This window comes from Winogradskyella haliclonae, from assembly GCF_014635865.1.
Taxonomy (GTDB): domain Bacteria; phylum Bacteroidota; class Bacteroidia; order Flavobacteriales; family Flavobacteriaceae; genus Winogradskyella; species Winogradskyella haliclonae.
In genome coordinates, this window is record NZ_BMDQ01000001.1 from 189985 (window position 1) to 214839 (window position 24855).

Sequence of the window (24855 nt, forward strand, 5' to 3'; positions counted from 1 at the left end):
TAAATCAGACAGTCGCAATATTTCAATGTGATATTATTCATTATTGATACTATATTATTCATTTTTTATATTTTAATGAGATATTTGAATAATATTAATGTAGTATAATCGATGAAAGTACTTCCTTTTGTAATTCCTAAACCTGATTTAAGCAGGTTAATATATCAGGTAGATGATGTCCCTATATTTTATGACAAGCTTCATCAACATGAAGAGATACAAATAAGTTTTATCGTTCAAGGCTCAGGAAAACTCTTTGCTGGAGATGCCATACAACAATACCGCCAAGGCGATATTATTGTCATTGGAAGCAACCTTCCTCACGTGTTTAAAACAGACAATAACGGCATTAAAAACTCGCACATGATAAGTCTGTTTTTTACAAGCTCGTCATTTGGTGCTGATTTTTTTCAATTCCCAGAATTTAATACCATAAGTCGCTTTTTTGAAGAAGCAAAGCAAGGCTTTAAAGTGATTTCAGATACGAGTGGGATTAAAAATTATTTTAATCAATTAAAAAATGCTTCAAAGCTAAATAGATTTATCATTCTATTACAGATTCTTGAAGCTATCTCAAATTCAGAATTAGAAATTTTATCCTCTTTGACATATCATAAAACTTACAGTGCAAATGAAGGAGACCGAATGCGAAAGATTTTTGAGTTCACCCTAGACAATTACAAAGATAATATCACTCTAAATGACATTGCTAGGATTGCTAATATGACAAAAAATGCCTTCTGCAAGTATTTTAAAAAACGAACAAATAAGACATACATAGAGTTTTTAAATGAGCTGCGTATACAAAATGCAAGTCAACTCATTATAAACAATAATGAGCTTTCTATGGCTGAAGCCGCAGAATTATCTGGTTATAATAACATCTCTAATTTTAACAGACAGTTTAAAAAGTTAAAAAAACAGAGTCCTTTAGAATTCAGAAAATCAAAGCAAGGTATCTCTTAATTTTTTTGGCAAGCCTTTTACCACCATATCATAAGAATGGTCAATTAAGCTAGATAATAATTTGGGTGAAATTCCTTGATAAACATTGACCGTATTCCAATGTTTTTTGCTCATATGCCAGCCTTCAACGATACTATCATATTCTGCTCTAAGCTCTAGAGCATATTCTGGATCACACTTTAGATTTATTGCACCTAAACCTTGTTCCCATTTTGAGAGTGATGCTAGCGCAAACATCTTATTACAGACTTTAAAAACTAAAGTGTCTTCATCGAAAGGAAAGTGCTCCGTGACCTGTTGTTTTGACATGCAATAGTTACGATAATCTTCAATATTCATAATCTCTAATTACAGTTGCTCAATATTTCCTCAGTAGATGAATAGGCGTTTAGAAGAAATGAATTCATTTGCAATGCTTTTTGCCACTGCAGCATAAAATCGGCCAATTGATCCTCACCTTTTAAAAAATAGGCTTTCGTTAATAAATCCATCAAATCATTATTAACAGTGTTGTTGTTATGTTGTAATTTGTATAATTCTTCTAAACTTGTCACACAATCAAAACTTGTTACATCCATGTAGTTGGTTTGCTTATACGAATTCCAAACAATATCATTTAAATCTAAAACGGCTAATTTAGAGCCAATCTCTAAATTCATGTCACCTTTAATTTGAATGCTATCGCGACTGATTTTGTGGGGTTTTGTTTCGATATTATCAACCATACCAAGAGATTTTTCTTTGAATCGATTTAAAGAATCTTTATGGATGAAAATATTGTAGTTGGGGTTCATTTTTGAAAACACATAACTTGTTTTATCATATGCTTGTCTTGAAATTGAATCAAAAATGTGCAATTGCTCATTATTATTTTCAAGCTCTTTCTTAATCATAAATATAGCATTCTGTTTGGAATCGATAAGCTTTTTGTTTTCAAAATGATTAGACAAATACAATCCGCCTATAACGCCGAGCATTGTAGAAAACAATGTAATAAACCAATTACTTATTAAAATTTTTGATAGCGATAGTTTTGTTTTAGCCATATTTTAATTTAACTTTTTTAGTGAATTATCTTCTATTTTCAATGCAGAATAATCTAATTTCCATCCAATAGTTTCCACAATAGATTCTATAAGTTGAATGGCTTCTAAAGCTTCTCCTCGAGCAATATTGAACAAACCACTTTCCGGTATTTTTTCTTCAATATGAGACTTGGCATTGGTATGCAACTCTGTTAAATCTGAAGCCTCAAACTTATTAAACATACCATCTTGCTTATCATAATAATTAATATTAGTTTCAATTGATAACACTTCGGGTTGAGGAAAATGCGTCAACACCACACGTTTAGTTGTTGCGTTAGCATCCATTTTTAGCTTACTTAAATCAAACCCAACATGTGCTTTAGCATTAATTACAACTAAAGCTTTTTTCTTACTCGAAATAAGTTTTAAAAACTTCTCTTTAACATCTTCGTAATGATAAATCTCTGCAAAATCGCCTTCGACTGTAATAAATTTACAAACGCGTTTTATCTTATCAAGTAAAATAATCGATTGTTCATTTGTTTTCTTTTTATTAAGCCATTGCTTGACTAGTGTTACAACACCTAGCGTCACTAAAATGCTTATGATTATAATTAAAAACGTTTCCATTTAGTTAATCCATTATTTTGTATAAAATAGGCTTACTTGGCGTAGCATCGTTCTCAAATGGCGCGATTTGAAGATTAAGCATATAACACCCATCATCAATCTTATTAGACACATAAATAAACTCTGTTATTGTAGCATTTTTTCTAATAGTTCCCTTTGTGTTCCAAAATGTATGATGCGAGCGCAACTCACCTTCATCACGTTCTCTATCTACACTAGGCTGATCGATTAATAAATGTTTTACCCCTTTTTTAACTAAATACTCTATGGCATCTTGGGTTAAATAAGGCCAATTGGTATTAGAATACTGCTTGGTTTTTTTATCCTTTTGGTTTGGAATTGTTCTAATAACAATAGCTTCACGTAGCTTATTACCTATGGCAAAGCGTAATTGCTTTGCTGAAATTACAAAATCTTCATTAGACTTTTCTGGAGCTACTGTAATGACCTCAGCCAAAAAGAAAAACTGTTTTAAAGCTTTATTTATGGAATGTTTTTCTGCAACAACATGTCCTACAGTTTCGGTATGTGTTCCGTGAGAATGCGGGTTAAAAGTAATGGTATTAAAATTTACTGATGCCCCTTCTGAAACACTTACAATGTCTCCATCAAATTGTTCTGGTTCTATTTTTGGCGGTCCAATATACCAAGCATTGACATTTTTTTCACCATGGCGAATTGGAATAGAAATATCCAATGGATGGGATAAGTCTATCTTTATTTTTTTGGATTTGAGTTGTATTGTTGCTATCAAGATAAGTTGACTTTAAATAATTCAGAAGCAATGCCATCACTCAAAAACTGTCCTTTTTTGGTCACGTGCAAATGCGCTGCTTCAAGATACAACAAATCTTGATTTAACAATGATTCTGCCATTTTTAAAATGTAGTCTTTATATAGCAATCCAAAATCATTTTCAATCTTTTGTATTGACACACCCCAAATGGTACGCAACCCTGTCATGACGTATTCGTTATATCTATCTGTGATTGTTAAATCTTCAATCTCTATTGGGAGTTTACTTTCTGAAATTGCCTTAATATATTTTGAATTATTCCTAATATTCCAACCACGTTGTTTACCATTAAACGAATGTGCCGATGGACCAATACCTATATACGTTTTGCCTTGCCAATACGCTGTATTATTTCGACTGAAGTAACCTTCTTTTCCAAAATTAGATAGTTCATAATGCACAAAACCTTCACGTTCTAATCGGTCTTTTAAAAGATGAAATTGTTCATGGGCTTGCTCGTCATCCACATCATCGATAATACCTTTTTCTATAAAAGACGCTAGTGCCGTTTTAAGCTCTACTGTTAGCGCATAACTGGATATATGTGGTACGTTATAGTGCAATGCCGTTTCAATATTTTGAAGCCATTTCTCATTGGTTGAATTTTGAATCCCATAAATTAAATCGATTGAAATATTACTGAAGTGTTTTGTAGTTTCCTCTAAACACTCTTTAGCTTCTTTAGCATTATGCGCGCGATTCATGAGTCTTAAATCGTCCTCAAAAAAAGACTGAATGCCAATACTTAAACGATTTACAGGACTTTTAGACAACTCAACAATTCTATCTTTAGACAAATCATCTGGATTTGCTTCTATAGTAATTTCTGGATTACCTGAAACTTTATAATTTTTATAGACCGTATCTATTAAAAACAGTAATTCTTCTGTAGTTAATATACTTGGTGTTCCGCCTCCAAAGTAAATAGTCTTAACAGTAGTATTGCTAAACTCCTCTTTTCTGAGACTAATCTCCTTAGCTAAAGCTTCAAGCATCTCGTCTCGCTTTTTTAAAGAGGTCGAAAAATGAAAATCACAGTAGTGACATGCTTGTTTACAAAATGGGATATGGATGTAGATGCCAGACATTATTATTTCTTAACGCGGTCTTCATTCTGCTTTACAAAACTCGCCCATCCAGAATAGCTTTTACCCACATTAACACGGCCTTGATTGTAAAAATGGCAAACTGCTGCAGCCAAGCCGTCTGTAGAATCTAAATTTTTTGGTAGCGTTTTTAATCCTAAAGTACTTTGTAGCATTTTTGCCACTTGCTCTTTAGAGGCATTACCATTTCCTGTAATTGCCATTTTTATTTTTTTAGGGGAATACTCTGTTATAGGCACTTCGCGAGATAAACCTGCTGCCATTGCGACGCCTTGTGCACGACCCAATTTCAACATACTCTGCACATTTTTACCAAAGAATGGCGCTTCAATAGCAATCTCATCTGGGTGATGCGTGTCGATAAGCTCAACGGTACGTTCAAAAATGAGTTTCAATTTTAGATAATGGTCATCGTATTTTTTGAGTTGCAACTCATTCAGTTGCAAAAACTCCATCTTTTTACCTACCACTTTTATGAGACCAAACCCCATAATGGTAGTTCCTGGATCAATACCTAAAATTATTTTTTCTGTCGCCATAAATTATTCGCAATAATAGCAGCCACTTAAGGCAATAGAAACGCCAAAAGAGAGTGTCATAACACTTCCGTTAAATGCACCTAAACCTAGTAGTTCCGGATTATAATTATCTAAACTCGTAAATCCATAGATGTAAGACAAATCGGTATAAAGTTTTACTTTCTTATTGATTTCATAATGCACTTCAAAACCCAGATTAAAATTAAGATAAGACTGTTTGTTATCGTCTAGTGTTCCTAAAGGCCTTGCAAAAGAAAAACCTGGACCTGTGTGTAAAACAACTTGCATGGGCTGCGGTAAAAAATTTAATGCTTCAGAAGGATTATAAACTAACTGGGCGTTTATCCTAGAATAATTTACCTTAAATTCTTGTATGCCACTTTCGCTTTTAAAACGGTTAAATCCATAATCTAGCTTTGCGCCTAAAGTTCTACTAAACATCCGTTGTACACCTAAATTCACAGTAGGGAAATTTAAGCCTTGAGCAGGTGCAGAATTGATGAATCCTGATTTTGAAGGAGAATTAACACCTAATGAAATCTGTGCACTCCATGTACTAATTTCTTTACGTTGTGCGTGGGCATTACCTAAAATAAAAAATGCTAAAATGTATTTTAAAAATTGTAATCGCATAATCTTATAAATTAGTTTAATTTGTAATGTGCTAGAGCAGCTTCCATACAAATCTAAGCAATTCTTTATTGCGATAATTAAACTAAGTATAATAGTTGGTGCGTCTTATTACATCTACAACAGATTACTTAAAAATGAAAATCTTAATTTTTCTGAATTTGCGTCATTTTTAAGCAAAACGGATGCTTTTTCGACTAAAAACATCATTTTTTTACTCTTTTTAACCATTTTTAATTGGTTTTTTGAAATCACAAAATGGAAGATTTTAGTCAGTACAATTAAAAAAATATCATTTTTTGAAGCTTTAGAGCAAAGTCTTGGCGGATTAACAGCATCCTTAATTACACCAAATCGCATTGGTGACTATGGTGCAAAAGCGATCTATTATACCAAACCATATAGAAAGCAAATCGTTTTATTGAATCTCATGGGTAATGTAAGTCAAATGACAATCACTACAATAATTGGCTTTATTGGAATGGTAGTTTTTTATTCGACTTATGACTTGGAATTAAACTATCGCAAGGTCTCAAGCTTCTTAATAATTGTAGTTATAGTCACATCTTTTGCTGCTTTTGGTTTACAACAATCTCGTTTTAAAATCAAAGGCTTTTCTATAGAACGGGTTATCGATTTTGTAAAAAACATACCACAACGTATACATGTTCTAAATTTTGGTTTATCGTTAATTAGGTATGGTATATTCTCTTTTCAGTTTTATGTTTTATTACAAATTTTTGGTGTAGGTATTGATTATAAAACAGCTATGGTTGCAATAAGTAGCATGTATCTTTTAGCATCTATCGTACCATCTTTGGCCGTGTTTGATGTATTAATTAAAACTAGTGCAGCGGTTTATTTATTTAGCTTTCTAGACATAAATGACTTAATAATACTTTCTATATCTAACTTGATGTGGCTACTTAATTTTATTTTACCTAGTGTATTTGGCAGCTACTTTGTTCTCAATTTTAAACTTCCAAAAGCCACTGATTAATGCTGTTTATAGCCTGTTTTATCATTGTTATTATCTACATCATTTTAGTTGCTTGGCTGAACCATGGCTTTAATACTATTGAAGTCTTTAAACTTCAAGACTTAAAACCTAAAACTAAATTTTCAGTGATTATTCCGTTTAGGAATGAAGCTGAAAACCTTCCAAGCATACTAAAATCAATTCAAAATTTAAATTATCCCAATTCGCATTTCGAAATCATTTTTGTTGATGATGATTCTGTTGATGATTCTGTTGAAGTGATTTCTAAAGTTCTCGATACGTTTCGGCAAAAAAGCCGAAACACTCGAACTGACTCTATAACTGTGATTAAAAATAAAAGAACATCAAATTCTCCAAAAAAAGATGCAATTACTAGCGCTATAAAGATTGCGAAACATGATTGGATTTTAACAACTGATGCCGATTGTATTCTGCCTAAGTACTGGCTAGACTGCTATGATGAGTTTATACAAACTAATGATACAATAGCTATTGCTGGACCCGTTAGATTTGCTGGACAATCTTCATTCTTTAACCGCTTTCAAATTATTGATGCTTTGAGCTTGCAAGGTGTTACTATTGGCAGTTTTGGCATTAAAAAGCCTTTTATGTGTAATGGTGCAAATTTTGCATATTCGAAAAATACATTTCACCAAGTAAAGGGTTTTTATGGCAATACTAACATGGCCAGTGGAGATGATGTCTTTTTACTTCAAAAGTTGATAAAAGTGAATCCAGAAAAAGTCCATTTTTTAAAATCTGAGAACGCCATTGTAACCACTAAAGTGTCAGAAAATCTTAAATCATATGTTCAGCAACGCATACGTTGGGCTTCAAAATCGAGTCATTATAACTCTTGGTTTCCTAAATGTATTGGCCTACTCGTTTTACTTACTAATCTAGTCATGGTATGTCTAATCCCATTTTACCTATTTAGTCTATTAGCCTTAAAGACCATTATTCTATTATTTCTAATTAAGTTTAGCATTGACCTATTGCTTGTTTTTAAAGCTTCTCGTTTTTATAGACAAGAACCAGTTTTACTATCTTATGAATTTGTAAGTCTCATTTATCCTTTCCTTACGTCTTATATTGCAATAATCTCACCTTTTATATCCTATAAATGGAAGGGAAGAGTGTTTAAAAAATAAAGAATTAGAGATATTTTTGGTAGATTTAACAAAAGTCCCAAAAACCTAACGTCATGAAAAAGATTATTCTTTCTTGTTTATTTTTAGTCTTTATAGCTATTGGATATGCGCAAAAAACCTATAAAGTTGGTGAAGAAACCTTAGAACTACGAACCGAAGTTGATGGTGAATTGGATTTACTATGGACAGTAACCAACGGGACATATCGCTACTTTATAAAAACTAAAGATGGTACAATAACCGAACTTAAAAATACAAGAGGTGAGGGAAGAGCTTTTAACAAAGAATACATCTCTGCATTAAATAATCTAACTTCTGGAAGTACTCTTTCTGCTGAAAATGTAAAACTCACTACTGGTAGCTTAAAACGCTTTATAGATAAGTACAACAAAAGTGTGGATATAGATTATAATGTAAGAAACACCAACTCCAAAGTTAATTTTAGACTAGCATTTTTCGGAGGTTTAACCAACCACCCTTTGGTTGAAGACATTGATGACCAATCATCTTTGCAATTGGCTGCTGAATTAGAATTGTTTGGTGACACAGACAATCCGATACATTCCGGAATGCTACAGGCTAGACAGACGTTTGGCTCAAGTGGCGATTATAAAAGTACTGAGTTTTCATTAGGCTATCGGGTGCGTTTTTTACGAAAAGAAGGGTTTAATATTTATGCGCAAACTCGATTTGCTACATTAAATAGTTTTTCGGTGGATAGACCTATTTTTACTGATGATGTTGCTACTCCTATCGGAGTTGAAACCCAAAGAGAGTCTGAATTTGATGTACCTTTTATTTTTGGAATTGGTGTAGATATTAAAATTTCGGACAATAGTTATATCTCTATTTTATACGACCGCTTTTATGCTTTTGGGTTAGATAATAATGATAGCTTTCCAACTGATTTTATGATAGGCTACAAATTCAATTTATAATTTATGAGCTTAAGAAATTCGAGTACTTCAAATCCTATTTTTAACGACTATTTTTGGGATGATGGTAGAGATTCTTCAAAAAAAATGACTGTTTTTGGAGTGTTTATCAAATCCCTTTTAGGGATTTTGGTTATCGCTGCAATTACATCTTACATTTGGAAATTAAGTACCGAAGGCTGGGATACAGGTTGGTTTACCCTTGGCGGCATGTTAGCATCAATAGTCATTAGTATTATTATCTCTGTAAGGACACAGTGGGCTGGTTTTTTAGTACCTCTTTATATTATTGCTAAAGGATTTTTTCTTGGCGGATTTTCTGCTTATGCGCATAAAAACTTTCCTGAATTGCCTTATCAAGCTATTGGTGTGACTATCATTACATTTTTTGTAATGTTATTGCTTTACCAAACACGAATAATAGTCGTTACTAAAAAAGTGAGAAGTGTTATTATAACGGCTACCATTAGTATTATGGTGGTTTATTTGGTATCGTGGATTCTTAGTTTTTTTGGTATACGAACTTTTATATGGGGAACATCATGGTTAGCCATTGGCTTTAATATTATTGCCGCTTTGGTTGCTTCTTTTGCCTTACTCTTAGACTTTGATTATATAGAACGCTATAAAAATCGTGCGCCTAAACAGAAAGAATGGTTAGCCACTTGGGGCTTATTAGCCACACTAATTTGGTTATATGTTGAAGCATTGAGATTACTTCAGAAGTTTGCGATACGGTTTAGGTAATTCTTTATTTTATTGAAACGATCACTGGTAACACAAATTCTGTATTGACATGTTGCCTTCTTTTAATAGCGGCAAATATTTTGGGTAAAGAAGAAATACTACCTCTTAAAAGCGTATCTATTTCTGGAATAATTTCTCGAGTTTCAGGTTTTGTTTTAATATCTAAAACCGAAATGTTTCCAAGTTTGTCAATAGCTAGTTTTATTGAGATTGTGTCTTCCACATCTTCAGAAACCACAATACTTTGTTTTGAGAGGTAATTGTTAACGTGATTTAAAACCGTGGTTTCAAAACAGTATTTTCTAGCCAATTTTTCTGAAACCGAGTCACATACCGAAAAGCTTGGATACTCATCTACAGCATTCCAATCTATAGTTTCTAATTCTTGCGTAACTATATCTTCGGTTTTGACTTTTTTCTTCTCGAAATAATCACAAGACATTAATAGCAGAGTCATAAGAACAAGTAATCGTTTCATCAACAAAATTCTGAAACGGAAAAGTACAATTTTTAGTTAAAAGATACTAGAGAGGCTTCGTTTTAAGTATTTACTAATCTTTCTTTAAAAAGTTTTTTTCTTTTAATTCTTTAAGATGCATTTCTGCAAATCTAGAAATCTTATCGTCTTTATACTTTGCTATAAAATCTTCATAAAGCTTTATTATGGCCTCTTTATCCGCATAAAATTGTTCTTTAGTAAATATGATGCTAAATCTAGTAAAGGTGTCCGTCGGGTCTTCTTTTACTGCTTTTTGAAAGGCTTTAATAGCTTCTTTATATTTTTCTTGTCTATTGAGAATTCTGCCCAGTTGAGCATATTCCTTATTTAGCGATACATCCTGAAGTTTTAAAGATTTTCTTATGAATTCCTCTGCAGTTTTAAAGTCATTTAATCGCTCATAATAGGTCCCAATCACAAACATAGAAGTTGCATCGTAAGGGTTATAGTTTAGTACCTTTTTACGATGAAAAATAGCCTCTTTATAATAAGAATTTTTAGCGAAGAGTATGCTCAATTTTTCATGAATAAATTCAGATTCTTCACCAAGCTCCAACAACTTTTTAAACCAAAGCTTCGCTTCATTCTGGTAGTCTTGATGATAATAATTTTGAGCTTTAAGACTAATTAATTCAACATTTTCGGGATAACTCTCTAAGCCTTTATCAATGTACTTATGCGAGGCTAGATGCTTACGCCTTATAAGATAATACTTTGCAATTTTGAAAATGGCGTTTTGATGCGTTTGGTCTAATTGATATGCTGTTAGATACCGATTTAAAAACGTAGAATCCTTCAACTTTTCTAATACCACACCTTTTTGGTAATGATAATTAGGATTTTTGTAATCGATATAAATCAATTCTTCAAATAAGTCTGAGGCATTTTTATATTGTTTTGAGCGCAATAACAACTTTGCGTATTCAAACTTTATTAAAGCATCTTCAGGATTGGCTTCTACTCCTTTTTTATAATTCTCTAACGCTTTTCCATTGTTACCTATAGCGAGATATGCTTTTGCTATTTTACCATAAACTTGGTTTTGACTTGAATGCTTTTCATAAGCTTTTATTGCCTTTGAATAATTACCATTGGCATATAAACTATCTCCAACAGTCAATGCCGAAGACTGAGCTTCGGCATTAAGTTGTATTAGTAAAATTAGTACTAAAAGTCTTTTTACCATTTATTATGATTATTTATTAAGACTGAATTTGAAAAACTATTGGCAATGAATATGGCACAGTCACAGCTTCACCTGCATGTTCTCCAGGAATCATCTTTGGTAACATATTAATAATTCTCTTTGCTTCTTCCTCAAGTTCTTCGTGAGGCGCTCTAGCTTTTACTTCAGTAATATCTCCTTCTTGATTTATCTTAAAAAATACAGATATACGTTGACGCCCTTCCAATTGAAGACTGGATGCTAACTTTATATTAAAGTTTTTATTTACAAACTTAGCAATAGCTTGTGAGGTGCATCTTTTCTTTTCTTTTTCATCACTTAGATTTGAACACTGAGCATATGTAGGGGCTTTATCTATTACAGCGTATGGCACTTCGGTTTTCCCGTCAAAACCTCTTGGGTCTATTTCCTCAATCTCTGTAACACGCTTTTTCTTTGATGCAAAGAAGTCAAAAGGACTTTTAACATTCATATACATTTTATAAGTATTACCGTCTTTATTACCAACTTCTGTTTCAGTAAATTCTTCTGGCAACTTTTCATCTTTATGATGAACTGAGTAACTAATTTCATCTGATTCATGATTTATTTCTGCCCAACTCACATAATCTTTATTGTTATATAGAAAGTTTTCATAATTATCATGAATTTTTTTTGTTTCGGCATCCATACGACTTTCTAAAGATAGCGTATAGCTATATTGCTCTAAATCTAATGTTTGTTCGGAATTAATTTCTGAGACCCCTTTCTCACATGATACATAAAGTAACATTGAAAAAATTACAGGAATTAAAAGTGAGTACTTGATAAGTGCTATTTGTTTTGATTTTGACTGTCTTAACATATTTATTCGTTTTTTAATTAGTGATTTTTTATAAAATGTATTTGTAAAAGAGATATTATTTGTTTCAAATACTTGATTTAGCAATTGCTGATAATAGTTCTTTTTTCCGTTTTGTCTTACAGCGGTTTCATCCGCAATATATTCGTGTAGTGCTCTAATTCTGTTTTGATACATATAAACTAATGGATTAAACCAAAATGCAATTCGTATAATCTCAAATAACAATAAGTCTACACTATGCCATTGCTTTATATGAACTAACTCATGTTTAAGGATAGTAGGTTGTTCTTCTTCAGAAATTTTTTCGCCTAAAAAAACGGTATTGAAGAATGAAAATGCCGCATTACTTTGAAGCAACTTTACAATAAGTATGTCACCACTCCAACGCTTTGGATTGTTTGATTTTAACCAGTAAAGTTTTATAAACTTAAAAAGAAAAAGTAATGTCGCTAAAACCGCACCTGAATAAAAAACAATTTGCCAAATAGGCATAGTAGGCTCATCTAAAACAACACCTGTTTGCAAAGCTATTTGAGTATCTAATTCTCTTGGCTGCTTACTATTACCAATAATAACTTCTGGCAATACCACTACAAACTCTTCTGGAACTACTGCTTTTATAGTATCTAACTTTATAAAAGGAAGTACAAAAGAAAGTATTGCTGTACCCAACAAATACATTCTGTTGTAATTAAAAAATGTTTCGCGTTTTAAAAACATATCGTAAACCAATAGAAATACAACCTGAAACGCTACTACTTGTAATATATAATGTAACATACTAATCGTGTTTATTGATATCTTTAAGCAATGCTTCAATATCTTGAACATCTACATCATTCTTCTTAACAAAAAACGATACCATACTCTTAAATGATCCTTGAAAATAGTTGTCTACCAACTTGTTAATCGATTGATTACTATACAGTTCTTTATCAACAATAGGAAAATACACATGGCCTTTGCCTTGCTTTTCATAATCTACAAAACCTTTAGATTCTAAGATTCTAACAATTGTTGACACAGTGTTATATGCAGGCTTTGGCTCTGGTAAAAGATCTATAATAGATTTTACATTGGCTTTTTTTAACTGCCAAAGAGTTTGCATAATTTCTTCCTCGGCTTTGGTAAGTTGTTTCATTTTTAACTAAGCATTTGGTTGAATAACAGCGCTAATATAACTAAAATTTTAGTTTCAACTAATTTTTTAGTTTAAAAAATGTAACTTTTAACATCTACTAGCGTCATATCTGTATATTTTTTACACGTATATGGAACTAATTATTATAACTGCCGGTTTACTTTTAATGGTTTTAGGATTAGTAGGAAGCTTTTTACCAGTTCTGCCAGGTCCGTTAACTAGTTGGGCAGGTTTATTTGTACTTAGCTATGCTAATGGTATTGCAATAAGTAAGGCATTCTTAATCGTCACATTTATTGTGGCCTTACTCATATTTATACTCGACTATATTATACCTGCTGCTGGTACTAAACGATTTGGTGGTAGTAAATCTGGAATGATTGGTACAACTCTAGGTTTAATTATAGGTCTTTTATCGCCAATTCCTTTTGGTGTAATTATTGGGCCATTTGTTGGGGCACTTATTGGAGAGTTGATGCACAAGAATGATGTTAGTAGAGCTACAAAAGCTGCTTTTGGTTCTTTTCTAGGCTTTATAACTTCTACATTTCTAAAATTTATTGTTGCTGTAGTATACCTAGGGCTTTTTATCGTAAAAGTTGTAAACCACACAGGAAGTTGGGTTTAATACAAATAAAAAACCTGACAGAAGAACCATCGGTCGATTTCCTATCAGGTTTTTAAGCTATTAATTCAACAATTGCTTAAGAGGGATTAATTAATTCTTGTTGACCATACAAAGTTACTGAAGCGTTCTGTCTTTATGTTACGGAAAAACCGTAGACTTGATGCGGAAAAACCGTAGTTTTCAACATTGACAGTAGCTGTGGAAATTTTTTAAGCTGTAAAAAAGTGCTATTTTTTTTAGATAAATCCTTTTTCTTTAGCCATTTCTAGCAAAGTTTCATCTTTTCCGTCTTCAACAGAAAACAATAACTTGAGTTGCTTTTTCCGTTTTTCAATAGCACTCATTGATAATGCAATATGGTCAAGCAAGCTTTTTGTTTTTATGCCTTGCGATAGTAGATACAGTATTTTTCTATTAATATCATCGACATATATTTCACTTGTAAGCGTCTGTTTTACATAATTGTGTACAGTACTACTGTAATATGGCGGTGATTTTATGATGTGCTGAAAAGCATCTGCTAATTCCATAGACGTTAAATCACTCTTAATCAAAAACCCGTCAGGATTAATCTCTCTAATAATATTATGTATTCTAAATGATTCATTAAACATGGTTAAAATAATAACCTTTGTTTCTGGCATCATCTTTTTAGCCAATTTTGCCAAATCTTCTCCTGAAGTATATCTTCCATCTTGAGATGGTGGTAAGCTAATGTCAAAAAAGCAGATGTCATAATGCACATCTTTTGCTGCTCTATTGATCATTATTTCTGCCATATCACAATTATTAGCAGTATCAATTTCTAGATTCTGATTTTCGGCTTTTGTTGCCATTAAGACGTTCATGTATCCTTCTATAATAATAGGATGATCGTCTACCATTAAGATTTTAAATTCTTGCATCTTTAGTTTAGTAGGTTGATTTAGACTGAATAGGGGATTTTTACTTTGACAGTGGTTCCATTTCCTGGTTCTGAAGAAAATGAAATCTTACCTCCGATTTCTGAAACTCGAGAGGCCATATTTTTTAGACCGATACCTTTTTTAGATTTGGATGTATCAAAACCTTTACCGTCATCTACAATATAGATATTTATTTCATCTTTTTGTCTTAAAATATCAATTTTAACATGCTTAGCCTCAGCGTGTTTGTAGGTGTTTTGCATGGATTCTTGGATGATTCGATAGATATTTATCTTCGTTTTATTGGGTACAAACTCCCAACTAAAATCATCTGTGTAATTAAAATCATAAGTAAAACCGTAGGCTTTAGTTTGGTTATCTATAAGTTCGGAGACAATATCCATAAACCCAGAACCCGCAACAAAATCGGTATTCATCTCATGAGATATTTTACGGATATCATCTTCTATGGTTTTAAGCTGGCCAATGTAATTAGCCCTGTTCATCATGGCCTCTTTCCCTTCGGAAAAATTGAGGCTATCTAAGCTTAATCTTGCGCCAAACAATCTGCCCAAAACACCATCATGCAACTCTTTAGACACTCTAATCTTCTCTTGTGCTCTGGCTTCTTCTACATTGTCTTGCTGATTAAGCATAAGATTATAAATCTCTTCATTGGCCTCTTGTTGTGCTTGTACCAATTTTAGCTCTTTGTTTTTGGCACGTTGCGAAATAACCACATATACCAATATCCCCGTAAGTAAAAGCCCAGCAGATAATAATAGTAGGTAAAAATTGTCTCGAGATATTTGTTTGTTTTTAGCTTCGAGTTGGTCAGTTTCAAGTTCTATACGAGCGAATTTGTTTCTTTTGTTTCTTTCTACATTTAATAAACTATCAGAAAGCTTAATATATTCTGTTAAATAGCTACTAGCTCTATCCTCTTTATCTAGTTCAGACAGTAGCAATAATGATTCTAATTTAAGTTCATTATTAGAAATAGCATCAGAAATTTTATAACTTCTGTCTGCATAATATAGAGCAGAATCAGATTCTTTTATATCCAAATAAAATCTTGACAAATCTATTGCAATACCTAGTTTAGTTAAAGGGTCAGCTATAGTATCACTCATGTTTTTTCCTAAATAGAATATATTCTTAATTTCATCTATATTTCTATCTAGTTTAAATGATTTAGTATAAGCAAGATTCCCTAATGTAATTGCATAAAAAGAAGAGTCGTAGTAATTTAAACTGTCTTCTGAAATAACTTGCTCATACAATTCAATAGATTTATCTATTTCTTCTTTATGTCTGTAAGCAATAGCTTTATTATTGATAGAATATAAATTATTATAATAACCATATTCCATTTTCTTAGCAATCTTTTGTGCCTTGTTATGGTATTCTATGGCTTTATCATAGTTTTTGAGCTTTAACGATATAATACCTATTAAGTTATTAAGTATCCATAGGCGCTCTCTAGCATTTTCATCTATCTCAGTAGAGTTTAATAGACGAATAGCTTCTACAGCATTCTCTTCAGCCCCTATGTAATCTTTCTCAGTTTCTTGAATGTCAGCTATGTTAAGTAAAGTTCTAGCTTTACCATCAATATTTCTAGACTTATCAAATAACTTAAGTGCTTTAGAGTAATAATAGAACGCACTATCGTTTTGTTCTTTACTATGAAAAAATGCTCCTAAATTAGAATTAACTATTTCTAATGACGATGAGTCTTTAATTTTATTAGCTAAACTTAGATTTTGGTAATTAATTCTTAAATATAAACTATCTTTTCCGCCATTATAATAAGCAAGAGATAATATTCTTCCACTTTTTAATATTACTGAATCTTGATTTAATTCATAAGAAAGTTTTATTGCCTCTTCAGCAAATTTAATTTGCTCGTCAAACGAAATATTACTATTCTGAGATAATTTTCTTAATTTAAGTATACTATCATAGGATGATTTACTTTGTGAAGAAATTACATTAAAATATATTAATAGAAAAAAGAGTAAGCAAAATTTTAAATTCAAAATTTTAAACTAATTTAATAATCTCAAATTTAGAATAATTTTATTTAACTGTTACAAATTAAGCCCTTATGTATATTATAAGAGCTAAAATATGATATTAAGGAATTAATTTATCCTTGTTGTTTTTATCCTTGTTGTTCTACTTGTCTCTTCTTTTTATTCAGAACTAATAAATCATAATTTGAATTGTCCTTCTTATATGTAATTTTCTCTTCCTGAGCAACAGCATCTTTTGAAACTACAGATACAGTAAGTACTACAACAGCAACTAATAATAAGGTAATTTTTAAAGTTTTCATAAGTATTCTTTTTAGTTTAATATTGGTCTTTTTTTAATGGTGCCTTAAACTTATAAGACACAGTCATGTTTGGGTTATTTTCCAAACAACCGTACTAAAAAGAATTCATCTAACAGAACTGTTAGAGTGTCAATGGATTAATAAAATTTCTTGAATAAGTGATTTAGGGCCTTACTTAAGAACCTGCAAGCTAAAGAAAACCTAATGGCAAAACCTCTTTTATTCGATTAAATGCGTATTTTTATCGATTAAATGCGTATTTTTAATGAATAATCACTCAAAAAACTTAAAAAATTGCAATTATTATTGGCCTAATAATAACTTATCCGGACCTCGAAAACAAGCCAAATAGATGTCTGGTTTTCCATCTTTATTAAAATCGGCGACTTCAATATCTACAATAATAGTATTAATAGGCTGCTGAAGAAATGTGTTTGTTCGCTCTTCAAAAACGCCTTTGCCATTATTTATGCCTATAGAAAATCCATCTAGTTTACCAAGTAATAAATCTTGGTCGCCATCATTATCTATATCATAAAAATCAGCATCTAATAAGCCGCTGATAGCATTAAATTTTAATTGCTCAGCGCCTTTATCCGTATATTTTCCGTTCTCATTAATAAGTAAGCGTTGTATCGGGCTCTTTTTTGTAAACATCATAACATTTGCAAAATAAATATCTAAATCGCCATCATTATCTATGTCTGCAAAATCAGCTTCCCGAGTTTCTTCAGAAATACCACTCTTAAAAAGTTGTTCGGTGACATCAGTAAAAACACCTTTACCATTATTTTGCAACAATCGATTATCATCCTCATTACCAACTAATACATCCAAATCACCATCATTATCATAATCTCCGACTTCAACATCTTGAGTGACATCAAAGATAATAGGCAATCTTTTATTAGTGTCATCCACTAAAACACCTTTGTTATTTTTTAGATAATTATTCTGACCATTATTACCAACAATAAAATCTACCCAACCGTCGCTATCAAAATCGCCTTTAATCAAAGCATTTGATACATTAGCGACGGGAAATTGATCTGAAACATCTTTAAATGTGCCATTCTTTTGTTGGAGGTAGAGTTCGTTGGTTTTATCATCTTCAGTAACGAAAAGCATATCTAACAACCCATCTTTATCAATGTCTTCTAGCGTCACATCTTCGGAATCGTGATACGGATAGTATTGATAAGGTTTTGTATTTGCTACTGCAATTTTATCTGGAAGCCTACTTGAACCATCTTTGAAGTTGCCCTCACCGTCATTCAACAAAATGATATTTTTATAAAACTCTACAGCAATAACAATATCAAGATCGCCATCAGTATCTATATCTGCTATGCTAGCATCCATAGAATTATAGGGTTTTTTAGCTATTTCTGGCAAATGTGTCGATGATACTTCTCTTAATGATTGTCCACTGATATTAAGACAATAGATTCCGGTTATAAAAACTATTAGCTGCTTCATTTTAAGTTTTCTATATGCTCCTAAAGTAACTAAAACATTAAAAAAAAGATGGTAAATATTTCTTAATTATTAAGCTGTGTATTACCATAAAACAAAAAAGCATCCCAATTTTCTGTAAAGAAAAAAGGAAAGCTTCTCATTGGTAAAATCCTAATCGCTTAGGAGTCTTACAACTACTCTAGGATTTCTCCTAGAACAACACAACATCTTTATTGCTAAAAAAAGCTCTAATTTCTTAGAGCCTTAGCAATTTTTGCGGTCTGGACGGGACTCGAACCCGCGACCCCCTGCGTGACAGGCAGATATTCTAACCAACTGAACTACCAGACCGTTGCTTAATTGCGAGGGCAAATATACATTGCATTTTTAATTCCGCAAACTAAATGGAAAAAAATATTGCTTTATTTATATAAATTTTTGCCGTTCAATCATATATGTGGTAAGTATCTTGTCAAAACCTTTGTTGATGTCGGCTTCTACATACTTAATTCTGTATTGACCACAACGTAATTTTAGATTATCAAAATACTCAGAAACAGCTTTTTCATAGTTCTCTTTAATCGTATCTGGATATAAATCTATGGTCTCTCCTGTCTCTACATCCACAAATCGTTTAGGCCTGTTATCAAAATCAAAAGCAAGTTCTTTTTGCTTATCAAAAACATGAAATACAACTACTTCATGCTTATTATGTTTTAAATGTCTTAATGCTTCAAATATTTTTTCATCATCTTCAGACGTTTGAAACATATCAGTAAACACAAAAATTAAAGAGCGGCGATGAATTTTTTCTGCTATTTGATGCAGGTATTTATAAGTTTCTGTTGTTTTTGATGCTGTCTTATTTGAAACTACATCACTCAACTTAGACAATAGCATATGGTGATGGCGTTCACTTCCTTTTTCTGGTGAATAGAAATCGTATTTATCACTATAAATGCTTAGACCAACAGCATCTCTCTGCTTCTTAAGAATATGCATCAATGATGCCGATGCCAATACCGAAAATCCTATTTTATTAAGATGATTTATCGAATTATGAGACAACTCAGGATAATGCATTGAGGGACTATTATCTATAATAAGATGACAGCGTAGGTTTGTTTCTTCGTCATAGCGCTTCGTATACAATCTATCTGTCTTAGCGTATAACTTCCAATCTATATGTTTTGTGCTTTCGCCTTGGTTATAAATTTTATGTTCTGCGAATTCGGCCGAAAATCCATGAAACGGACTTTTATGCATCCCAGCTATAAAACCTTCAACAACTTGTTTAGCTAACAATTCTAGATTTTTAAAGCCTCCTGCCTTATTAAGTTCTTTTTGTAAATCCATGAGTTACCGAAACTAAAAAAGGTTTGCCGTATTGGCAAACCTTTTATCATTTCTTTTAGATGTCTTTATTATAAAAGTGCGTCTAGTGCTTCAGCATATGCGTTTTTTGGCGCTACGCCAACTTGGCGACCAACAACCTCTCCGTTTTGAAACACCAAAACAGTTGGGATGTTTCGTACACCATATTTAGCAGCAAACTCTTGATTAGCATCTACATCTACTTTACCTACAACAGCTTTACCATCATATTCAGAACTAATCTCATCAATGATTGGTCCAACCATACGACAAGGCCCACACCAAGCTGCCCAAAAATCTACCATTACTGGCTTATCACTATTTAATACTTGCTCTTCAAAAGTTGCATCTGTTATTTCTAATGCCATAATATTTATTTTAATTGTATTCTACTTCAGTTTAATATGCAATATTAGTCAAAAATTCTGCCAAACCTTACAGTTGCAGTATTTGATTTGACTATGATTCTATTGCTTAGAGTTATTGTTTTTAGTTGTATCAATTTAACTTATACTTAATATCGTTTTCAGTTAAGGCATTCAATAATTCTTGAGAAATTTTAACTTTCTGTTTTCGACTAGGCATACTAAGTTTTATCTTGTCTTCGCTGTCATACACTATAAAATTCAATGAATTAGTACCTTGATGCATCTTAAACATCTCCTCTAAATCTTGAACTGTGTTTTCCTTTAATTCATTAATATCTAATTGCACAGACAGCTTCTTAGCATAAGTATCCATAACATCATGTAGCAACTGAAAATTATTAAACTGAATGCGAGGCTCTCCTTTTTTACCAGTATCTCTATTGACCCAACCTTCTTTTACAAAAGCTTGCACATGCACAAACGAATTTTGAACTAAGAAGTGTCTAAACTTTAAATAATCTTCTCCAAAAATTCTAAAATCGAAACTATCTGTATAATCTTCTATCGTAAATATAGCCCATCCTTTGCCTTGTTTACTAATACGATGTTGCACATCTGTAACCACACCTCCAAACTTTAAGTTTTGGTTTACGGCAGCTTCTAAATCATTAAAATCGGCAACAACACTATTACAAAAAGACTTCATTTCTATTTTAAAATCGTCTAACGGATGACCAGAAATATAGATCCCTACAACTTCTTTTTCACGAGATAATTTTTCCATGGTTCCCCAATCTTCACATGGAGGTACTTGAGGTTCTGCAATCTCAACACCACTAGCCTCGCCGAATAAACTGACTTGCGCTGAATTTTCATTTTCTTGATGCTTTACACCATACTTCATGGCTTTTTCTAAGAAAGTAATCCCATCAGCATCATGAGCAAAATATTGAGCTCGATGTGTGTCTTCAAAACAATCAAATCCACCAGCATTAGCTAAGCCTTCAAAAGATTTTTTGTTTGCCGCTCGTAAATCTATACGTTTTGCCAAATCAAAAATAGATTTGTAGTTACCGTCTTCTTTTCTGTTCTGTACAATAGTTTTTACCGCGCCATGACCTACGCCTTTTATGGCTCCCATCCCAAAACGAACGGCATTATCTTTATTTACTGAGAATTTATAATAGCTTTCATTAACACTTGGTCCTAAAACTGGCAATCGCATACGCTTACATTCTTCCATAAAGAAAGTTACGGACTTAATATCATTCATGTTATTGGACAATACTGCTGCCATATATTCGGCAGGGTAATGTGCTTTTAGATATGCGGTTTGGTAGGCAATCCATGCATAACATGTAGAGTGCGATTTGTTAAAGGCATAACTTGCAAAAGCTTCCCAATCTTTCCAGATTTTCTCAAGTTTTTGCTCATCCATACCTTTTGCTGCCGCTTGAGAGATAAACTTGGGTTTCATTTTATCAAGTACAGCCTTTTGTTTTTTACCCATGGCTTTACGCAATACGTCGGCTTCGCCTTTTGTAAAATCCGCTAGCTTCTGAGAGAGCAACATTACTTGCTCTTGATACACCGTAATACCGTAAGTTTCTTTTAGATATTCTTCAGTTTCGGGTAAATCGTAAATAATCTCTTCTTCACCATGCTTACGTCTAATAAAACTTGGAATGTATTCCATAGGACCAGGACGATAGAGCGCATTCATTGCAATTAAATCATCAAAAACCGTTGGTTTTAAATGCTTCATGTGTTTTTGCATTCCTGGAGATTCATACTGAAAAATCCCTACGGTTTCTCCGCGTTGGAAAAGTGCATAAGTCTCTTCATCATCTAAGGGAAAATTCTCTGGGTCAAGTTTAATACCATGTTTTGCTTTTACAATCTTAACGGTATCTTTAATTAATGTCAAGGTCTTTAATCCCAAAAAATCCATTTTCAACAAGCCTGCACTTTCTACGACTGAGTTGTCAAACTGCGTCACGTATAAATCAGAATCTTTTGCAACTGATACAGGAACGTAATTGGTAATATCTCCCGGTGTAATAATAACGCCACAGGCATGAATACCTGTATTTCTTACTGAACCTTCTAAAACTCTTGCTTGATTTACGGTTTCGGCTTGTAGATCTTCTCCATCAGAAATATTAAGGAGTTGATTAACCTTATCTAGTTCTTCCGCTCTAAATTTTCCTGCAAGTTCTTTTTCACTTTTCCCAAATATTTTTCCAAGTTTGGACATATTTGGTATCAGCTTTGCGATATGGTCAGCTTCATTTAATGGTAAGTCCAATACACGAGCGGTATCTCTTATTGAAGATTTAGCTGCCATAGTACCATAAGTAATAATCTGTGCTACTTGGTTGGCACCATATTTATCAATAACATATTGCATAACCCGGCCACGACCTTCATCGTCAAAATCGATATCAATATCTGGCATACTTATACGATCTGGATTTAAGAAACGCTCAAAAAGTAAATCGTATTTAATAGGGTCAATATTTGTAATCCAAAGACAATAAGCGACTACAGAACCGGCCGCAGAACCACGCCCAGGACCTACAGACACATCCATATTTCTGGCTTCGCGAATAAAATCTTCTACGATTAAGAAATAACCCGGATAACCTGTATTCTGAATAACACTCAACTCAAAGTCTAAACGTTCTTTTATTTCTGGAGTAATATCTCCATAACGCTTTTTTGCACCTTCATATGTGAGATGTTTTAAGTATGCATTTTCTCCTCGTTTCCCACCATCTAAATTATCTTCTTCATCTTTAAACTCATCCGGAATGTCGAAAGCTGGTAATAATACATCTCTTGCGAGTTCATAAGCTTCGACCTTATCTACAACCTCGTCGATATTGATAATAGCTTCAGGTATATCTCTAAACAAAGCCTTCATCTCTTCAGAAGACTTAAAATAGTATTCTTGATTTGGCAATCCATATCGGTAACCACGACCACGTCCTATTGGTGTGGCTTGTTTTTCTCCATCTTTAACACAGAGTAAAATATCATGGGCATTAGCATTTTCCTGCTCTACATAATAGGTGTTATTTGTAGCAATGAGTTTTACATCATGCTTTTTTGCAAATTGGATTAAGACCTGGTTGACACGATTTTCGTCCTCTTGATTGTGACGCATCAACTCGATATACAAGTCGTCTTGAAAGGTCTCTTTCCACCAAATCAAAGCTTCTTCAGCTTGTTTTTCTCCAATATTTAAAACCTTACTAGGCACTTCGCCATAAAGATTACCTGTTAAACAAATTAAATCTTGTTTGTAGGTCTCAATAAGAGCTTTGTCTATTCTTGGCACATAGTAAAAGCCATTTGTAAATGCAGCTGAAGATAACTTTGCCAGATTGTGATAGCCATTTTTGTTTTTGGCTAATAGTACAATTTGGTAGCCGTTGTCTTTTCGGGTTTTGTCTTCATGATTCTCGCAAACAAAAAACTCACAGCCAATAATTGGTTTTATGATATTGCCTTTTTTGACTTCTCCTTTTTCTTCTGCTTCGGCATGTTGTGCTTTTACACTTTTGTTATGATTAGAGACTGCACTTACAAAATGAAATGCGCCCATCATGTTTCCGTGATCCGTCAAAGCTACTGCTGGCATGTTTTCATTAGCCGCAGCTGCTACTAAATCCTTTATGCTTATTGTGGATTGAAGAATAGAAAACTGGGAGTGATTGTGTAAATGCACAAAATCTACATCTGCAAGTTTTGCTGCACTCTCTTTATTAGTTTCTACAGGAACACTATCAGCTTGTTCTTTCTGAATACGTTCGTTAATCTTTGAGCTCTCACGTTTAAGATTAACATGATTAAGCTTTATACCTTCTATTCGCGAAGGATTTGCTTGTGTAAATTCTTCAAAATAATCTGACTGAACATCGAGTTGCTCTTTGGTATATTCTCTTCGTCTTACCAACTCCAAAAAACATCGTGTTGTGGCTTCTACATCTGCAGTTGCATTATGTGCTTCGTCAAATGGTGTGTCGAATAAAAATTGATGTAATTCTGTTAAGGTCGGGAGTTTATATTTCCCGCCACGACCTCCAGGGATTTGGCACAAGGTTGCTGTATGCTCAGTACAGGTATCTAAAACAGGTAATTCCTGTAGCGGATTTGCTATATCACCACGAACATATTCTGCGCCCATGATATTAATATCAAATCCAACATTTTGCCCTACAATAAATTTTGTTTTAGACATCGCAATGTTGAACTTCTCCAAAACTTCGGTTAAAGCGATACCTTGCTCTTGAGCAAGCTCTGTAGAAATACCATGTATTTTCTCGGCATCATAGGGAATATTAAATCCGTCAGGTTTTATCAAATAATCTTGATGTTCAATACAATTACCTAGCTCGTCATGCAACTGCCAAGCAATTTGTATAGCTCTTGGCCAGTTATCTGTATCCGTTATTGGTGCATTCCAACGCTTGGGCAAACCTGTAGTTTCAGTATCAAAAATTAAATACATGTGCAGTTAAATCGTTTTTTATTGAGCTATAACCTCTAAAAAAATCCAAAGAAATTTAGCATATAAA

The 24855-nt window shown here is 32.8% G+C and carries 24 protein-coding genes and 1 tRNA gene; 6 read left to right on the top strand and 19 right to left on the bottom strand.

Annotation, left to right across the window (positions count from 1 at the left end; translation table 11 throughout):
• Nucleotides 1–111 precede the first annotated feature (111 nt).
• Nucleotides 112–966: an AraC family transcriptional regulator gene (locus IEV10_RS00825; protein ID WP_188372795.1), complete on the top strand. Its 855-nt coding sequence runs from the start codon at nucleotides 112–114 to the stop codon at nucleotides 964–966.
• Here IEV10_RS00825 and IEV10_RS00830 read toward each other — a convergent pair.
• The 7 genes from IEV10_RS00830 to IEV10_RS00860 are packed head-to-tail and all read right to left on the bottom strand — an operon-like array spanning nucleotide 946 to nucleotide 5698.
• A complete protein-coding gene (locus tag IEV10_RS00830; RefSeq protein WP_188372796.1) occupies nucleotides 946–1305 on the bottom strand; it encodes an MmcQ/YjbR family DNA-binding protein in 360 nt (119 codons plus the stop codon). The genes IEV10_RS00825 and IEV10_RS00830 overlap by 21 nt on opposite strands.
• 5 nt (nucleotides 1306–1310) lie before the next feature.
• Nucleotides 1311–2012 (bottom strand): hypothetical protein, encoded by a 702-nt coding sequence (locus tag IEV10_RS00835; protein WP_188372797.1) that lies wholly within the window; start codon nucleotides 2010–2012, stop codon nucleotides 1311–1313.
• A 3-nt stretch (nucleotides 2013–2015) separates the two neighbouring features.
• Nucleotides 2016–2624, bottom strand: a complete 609-nt coding sequence (locus IEV10_RS00840) for a DUF4230 domain-containing protein (RefSeq protein WP_188372798.1) — start codon at nucleotides 2622–2624, stop codon at nucleotides 2016–2018.
• Nucleotides 2625–2628: 4 nt separating this feature from the next.
• Nucleotides 2629–3378: a cyclase family protein gene (locus tag IEV10_RS00845; RefSeq protein WP_188372799.1), complete on the bottom strand. Its 750-nt coding sequence runs from the start codon at nucleotides 3376–3378 to the stop codon at nucleotides 2629–2631.
• Nucleotides 3375–4508, bottom strand: a complete 1134-nt coding sequence (gene hemW, locus IEV10_RS00850; protein ID WP_188372800.1) for a radical SAM family heme chaperone HemW — start codon at nucleotides 4506–4508, stop codon at nucleotides 3375–3377. Before hemW ends, IEV10_RS00845 begins: the two co-directional genes overlap by 4 nt.
• A 2-nt stretch (nucleotides 4509–4510) precedes the next feature.
• Nucleotides 4511–5065, bottom strand: a complete 555-nt coding sequence (gene ruvC / locus IEV10_RS00855) for a crossover junction endodeoxyribonuclease RuvC (protein WP_188372801.1) — start codon at nucleotides 5063–5065, stop codon at nucleotides 4511–4513.
• 3 nt (nucleotides 5066–5068) lie between these two features.
• Entirely contained in the window at nucleotides 5069–5698 is a 630-nt protein-coding gene (locus IEV10_RS00860) for an outer membrane beta-barrel protein (RefSeq protein ID WP_188372802.1), read from the bottom strand.
• Between the two features lie 28 nt (nucleotides 5699–5726).
• Between IEV10_RS00860 and IEV10_RS00865 the strand changes: the two genes are divergently transcribed.
• From IEV10_RS00865 to IEV10_RS00880, 4 genes are read left to right on the top strand one after another with little or no spacing between them, the layout of a single operon-like run.
• A complete protein-coding gene (locus tag IEV10_RS00865) occupies nucleotides 5727–6695 on the top strand; it encodes a lysylphosphatidylglycerol synthase transmembrane domain-containing protein (RefSeq protein WP_188372803.1) in 969 nt (322 codons plus the stop codon).
• Nucleotides 6695–7846, top strand: a complete 1152-nt coding sequence (locus IEV10_RS00870) for a glycosyltransferase (RefSeq protein ID WP_188372804.1) — start codon at nucleotides 6695–6697, stop codon at nucleotides 7844–7846. Before IEV10_RS00865 ends, IEV10_RS00870 begins: the two co-directional genes overlap by 1 nt.
• Nucleotides 7847–7899: 53 nt before the next feature.
• On the top strand, nucleotides 7900–8784 hold the full coding sequence (locus tag IEV10_RS00875) for a hypothetical protein (protein ID WP_188372805.1): 885 nt from the start codon (nucleotides 7900–7902) through the stop codon (nucleotides 8782–8784).
• Nucleotides 8785–8787: 3 nt separating this feature from the next.
• Nucleotides 8788–9528, top strand: a complete 741-nt coding sequence (locus IEV10_RS00880) for a Bax inhibitor-1/YccA family protein (protein ID WP_188372806.1) — start codon at nucleotides 8788–8790, stop codon at nucleotides 9526–9528.
• 4 nt (nucleotides 9529–9532) lie between these two features.
• Here the strand turns inward: IEV10_RS00880 and IEV10_RS00885 are convergent, their stop codons facing one another.
• The 4 genes from IEV10_RS00885 to IEV10_RS00900 form a co-directional block, all read right to left on the bottom strand.
• Nucleotides 9533–10006 (bottom strand): hypothetical protein, encoded by a 474-nt coding sequence (locus IEV10_RS00885; protein ID WP_188372807.1) that lies wholly within the window; start codon nucleotides 10004–10006, stop codon nucleotides 9533–9535.
• Nucleotides 10007–10079: 73 nt separating this feature from the next.
• The gene (locus tag IEV10_RS00890; protein ID WP_188372808.1) at nucleotides 10080–11213 is read right to left on the bottom strand and encodes a tetratricopeptide repeat protein; all 1134 of its coding nucleotides are present in this window, start codon (nucleotides 11211–11213) and stop codon (nucleotides 10080–10082) included.
• Nucleotides 11214–11229: 16 nt separating this feature from the next.
• Nucleotides 11230–12837: a M56 family metallopeptidase gene (locus tag IEV10_RS00895; RefSeq protein ID WP_188372809.1), complete on the bottom strand. Its 1608-nt coding sequence runs from the start codon at nucleotides 12835–12837 to the stop codon at nucleotides 11230–11232.
• A 1-nt stretch (nucleotide 12838) separates the two neighbouring features.
• The gene (locus IEV10_RS00900; protein WP_188372810.1) at nucleotides 12839–13198 is read right to left on the bottom strand and encodes a BlaI/MecI/CopY family transcriptional regulator; all 360 of its coding nucleotides are present in this window, start codon (nucleotides 13196–13198) and stop codon (nucleotides 12839–12841) included.
• A gap of 130 nt (nucleotides 13199–13328) precedes the next feature.
• On the opposite strand from IEV10_RS00900, the gene IEV10_RS00905 reads away from it, so the two are divergent.
• Complete coding sequence (locus IEV10_RS00905) at nucleotides 13329–13826, top strand: DUF456 domain-containing protein (RefSeq protein ID WP_188372811.1); 498 nt, start codon at nucleotides 13329–13331, stop codon at nucleotides 13824–13826.
• A gap of 236 nt (nucleotides 13827–14062) precedes the next feature.
• Here IEV10_RS00905 and IEV10_RS00910 read toward each other — a convergent pair whose 3' ends face one another.
• The 8 genes from IEV10_RS00910 to dnaE all read right to left on the bottom strand — a co-directional run bounded on the left by IEV10_RS00910 (nucleotide 14063) and on the right by dnaE (nucleotide 24788).
• Nucleotides 14063–14731, bottom strand: coding sequence for a response regulator (locus IEV10_RS00910; RefSeq protein ID WP_188372812.1), 669 nt, complete (start codon nucleotides 14729–14731; stop codon nucleotides 14063–14065).
• Between the two features lie 20 nt (nucleotides 14732–14751).
• Nucleotides 14752–16773 carry a tetratricopeptide repeat-containing sensor histidine kinase gene (locus tag IEV10_RS00915; RefSeq protein WP_188372813.1) on the bottom strand — a complete coding sequence of 674 codons (2022 nt, stop codon included), beginning with the start codon at nucleotides 16771–16773 and terminating at the stop codon, nucleotides 14752–14754.
• Between the two features lie 125 nt (nucleotides 16774–16898).
• Nucleotides 16899–17072, bottom strand: a complete 174-nt coding sequence (locus IEV10_RS00920; protein ID WP_188372814.1) for a hypothetical protein — start codon at nucleotides 17070–17072, stop codon at nucleotides 16899–16901.
• Nucleotides 17073–17375: 303 nt separating this feature from the next.
• A complete protein-coding gene (locus IEV10_RS00925) occupies nucleotides 17376–18551 on the bottom strand; it encodes an FG-GAP repeat domain-containing protein (protein ID WP_188372815.1) in 1176 nt (391 codons plus the stop codon).
• A 256-nt stretch (nucleotides 18552–18807) separates the two neighbouring features.
• Nucleotides 18808–18881: transfer RNA gene (locus IEV10_RS00930), tRNA-Asp, on the bottom strand.
• A gap of 75 nt (nucleotides 18882–18956) precedes the next feature.
• Nucleotides 18957–19886, bottom strand: a complete 930-nt coding sequence (locus IEV10_RS00935) for a DUF58 domain-containing protein (protein WP_188372816.1) — start codon at nucleotides 19884–19886, stop codon at nucleotides 18957–18959.
• Nucleotides 19887–19954: 68 nt separating this feature from the next.
• Nucleotides 19955–20272 (bottom strand): thioredoxin, encoded by a 318-nt coding sequence (gene trxA, locus IEV10_RS00940; RefSeq protein WP_188372817.1) that lies wholly within the window; start codon nucleotides 20270–20272, stop codon nucleotides 19955–19957.
• Nucleotides 20273–20402: 130 nt separating this feature from the next.
• The gene (gene dnaE, locus IEV10_RS00945; RefSeq protein ID WP_188372818.1) at nucleotides 20403–24788 is read right to left on the bottom strand and encodes a DNA polymerase III subunit alpha; all 4386 of its coding nucleotides are present in this window, start codon (nucleotides 24786–24788) and stop codon (nucleotides 20403–20405) included.
• Nucleotides 24789–24855 lie beyond the last annotated feature (67 nt).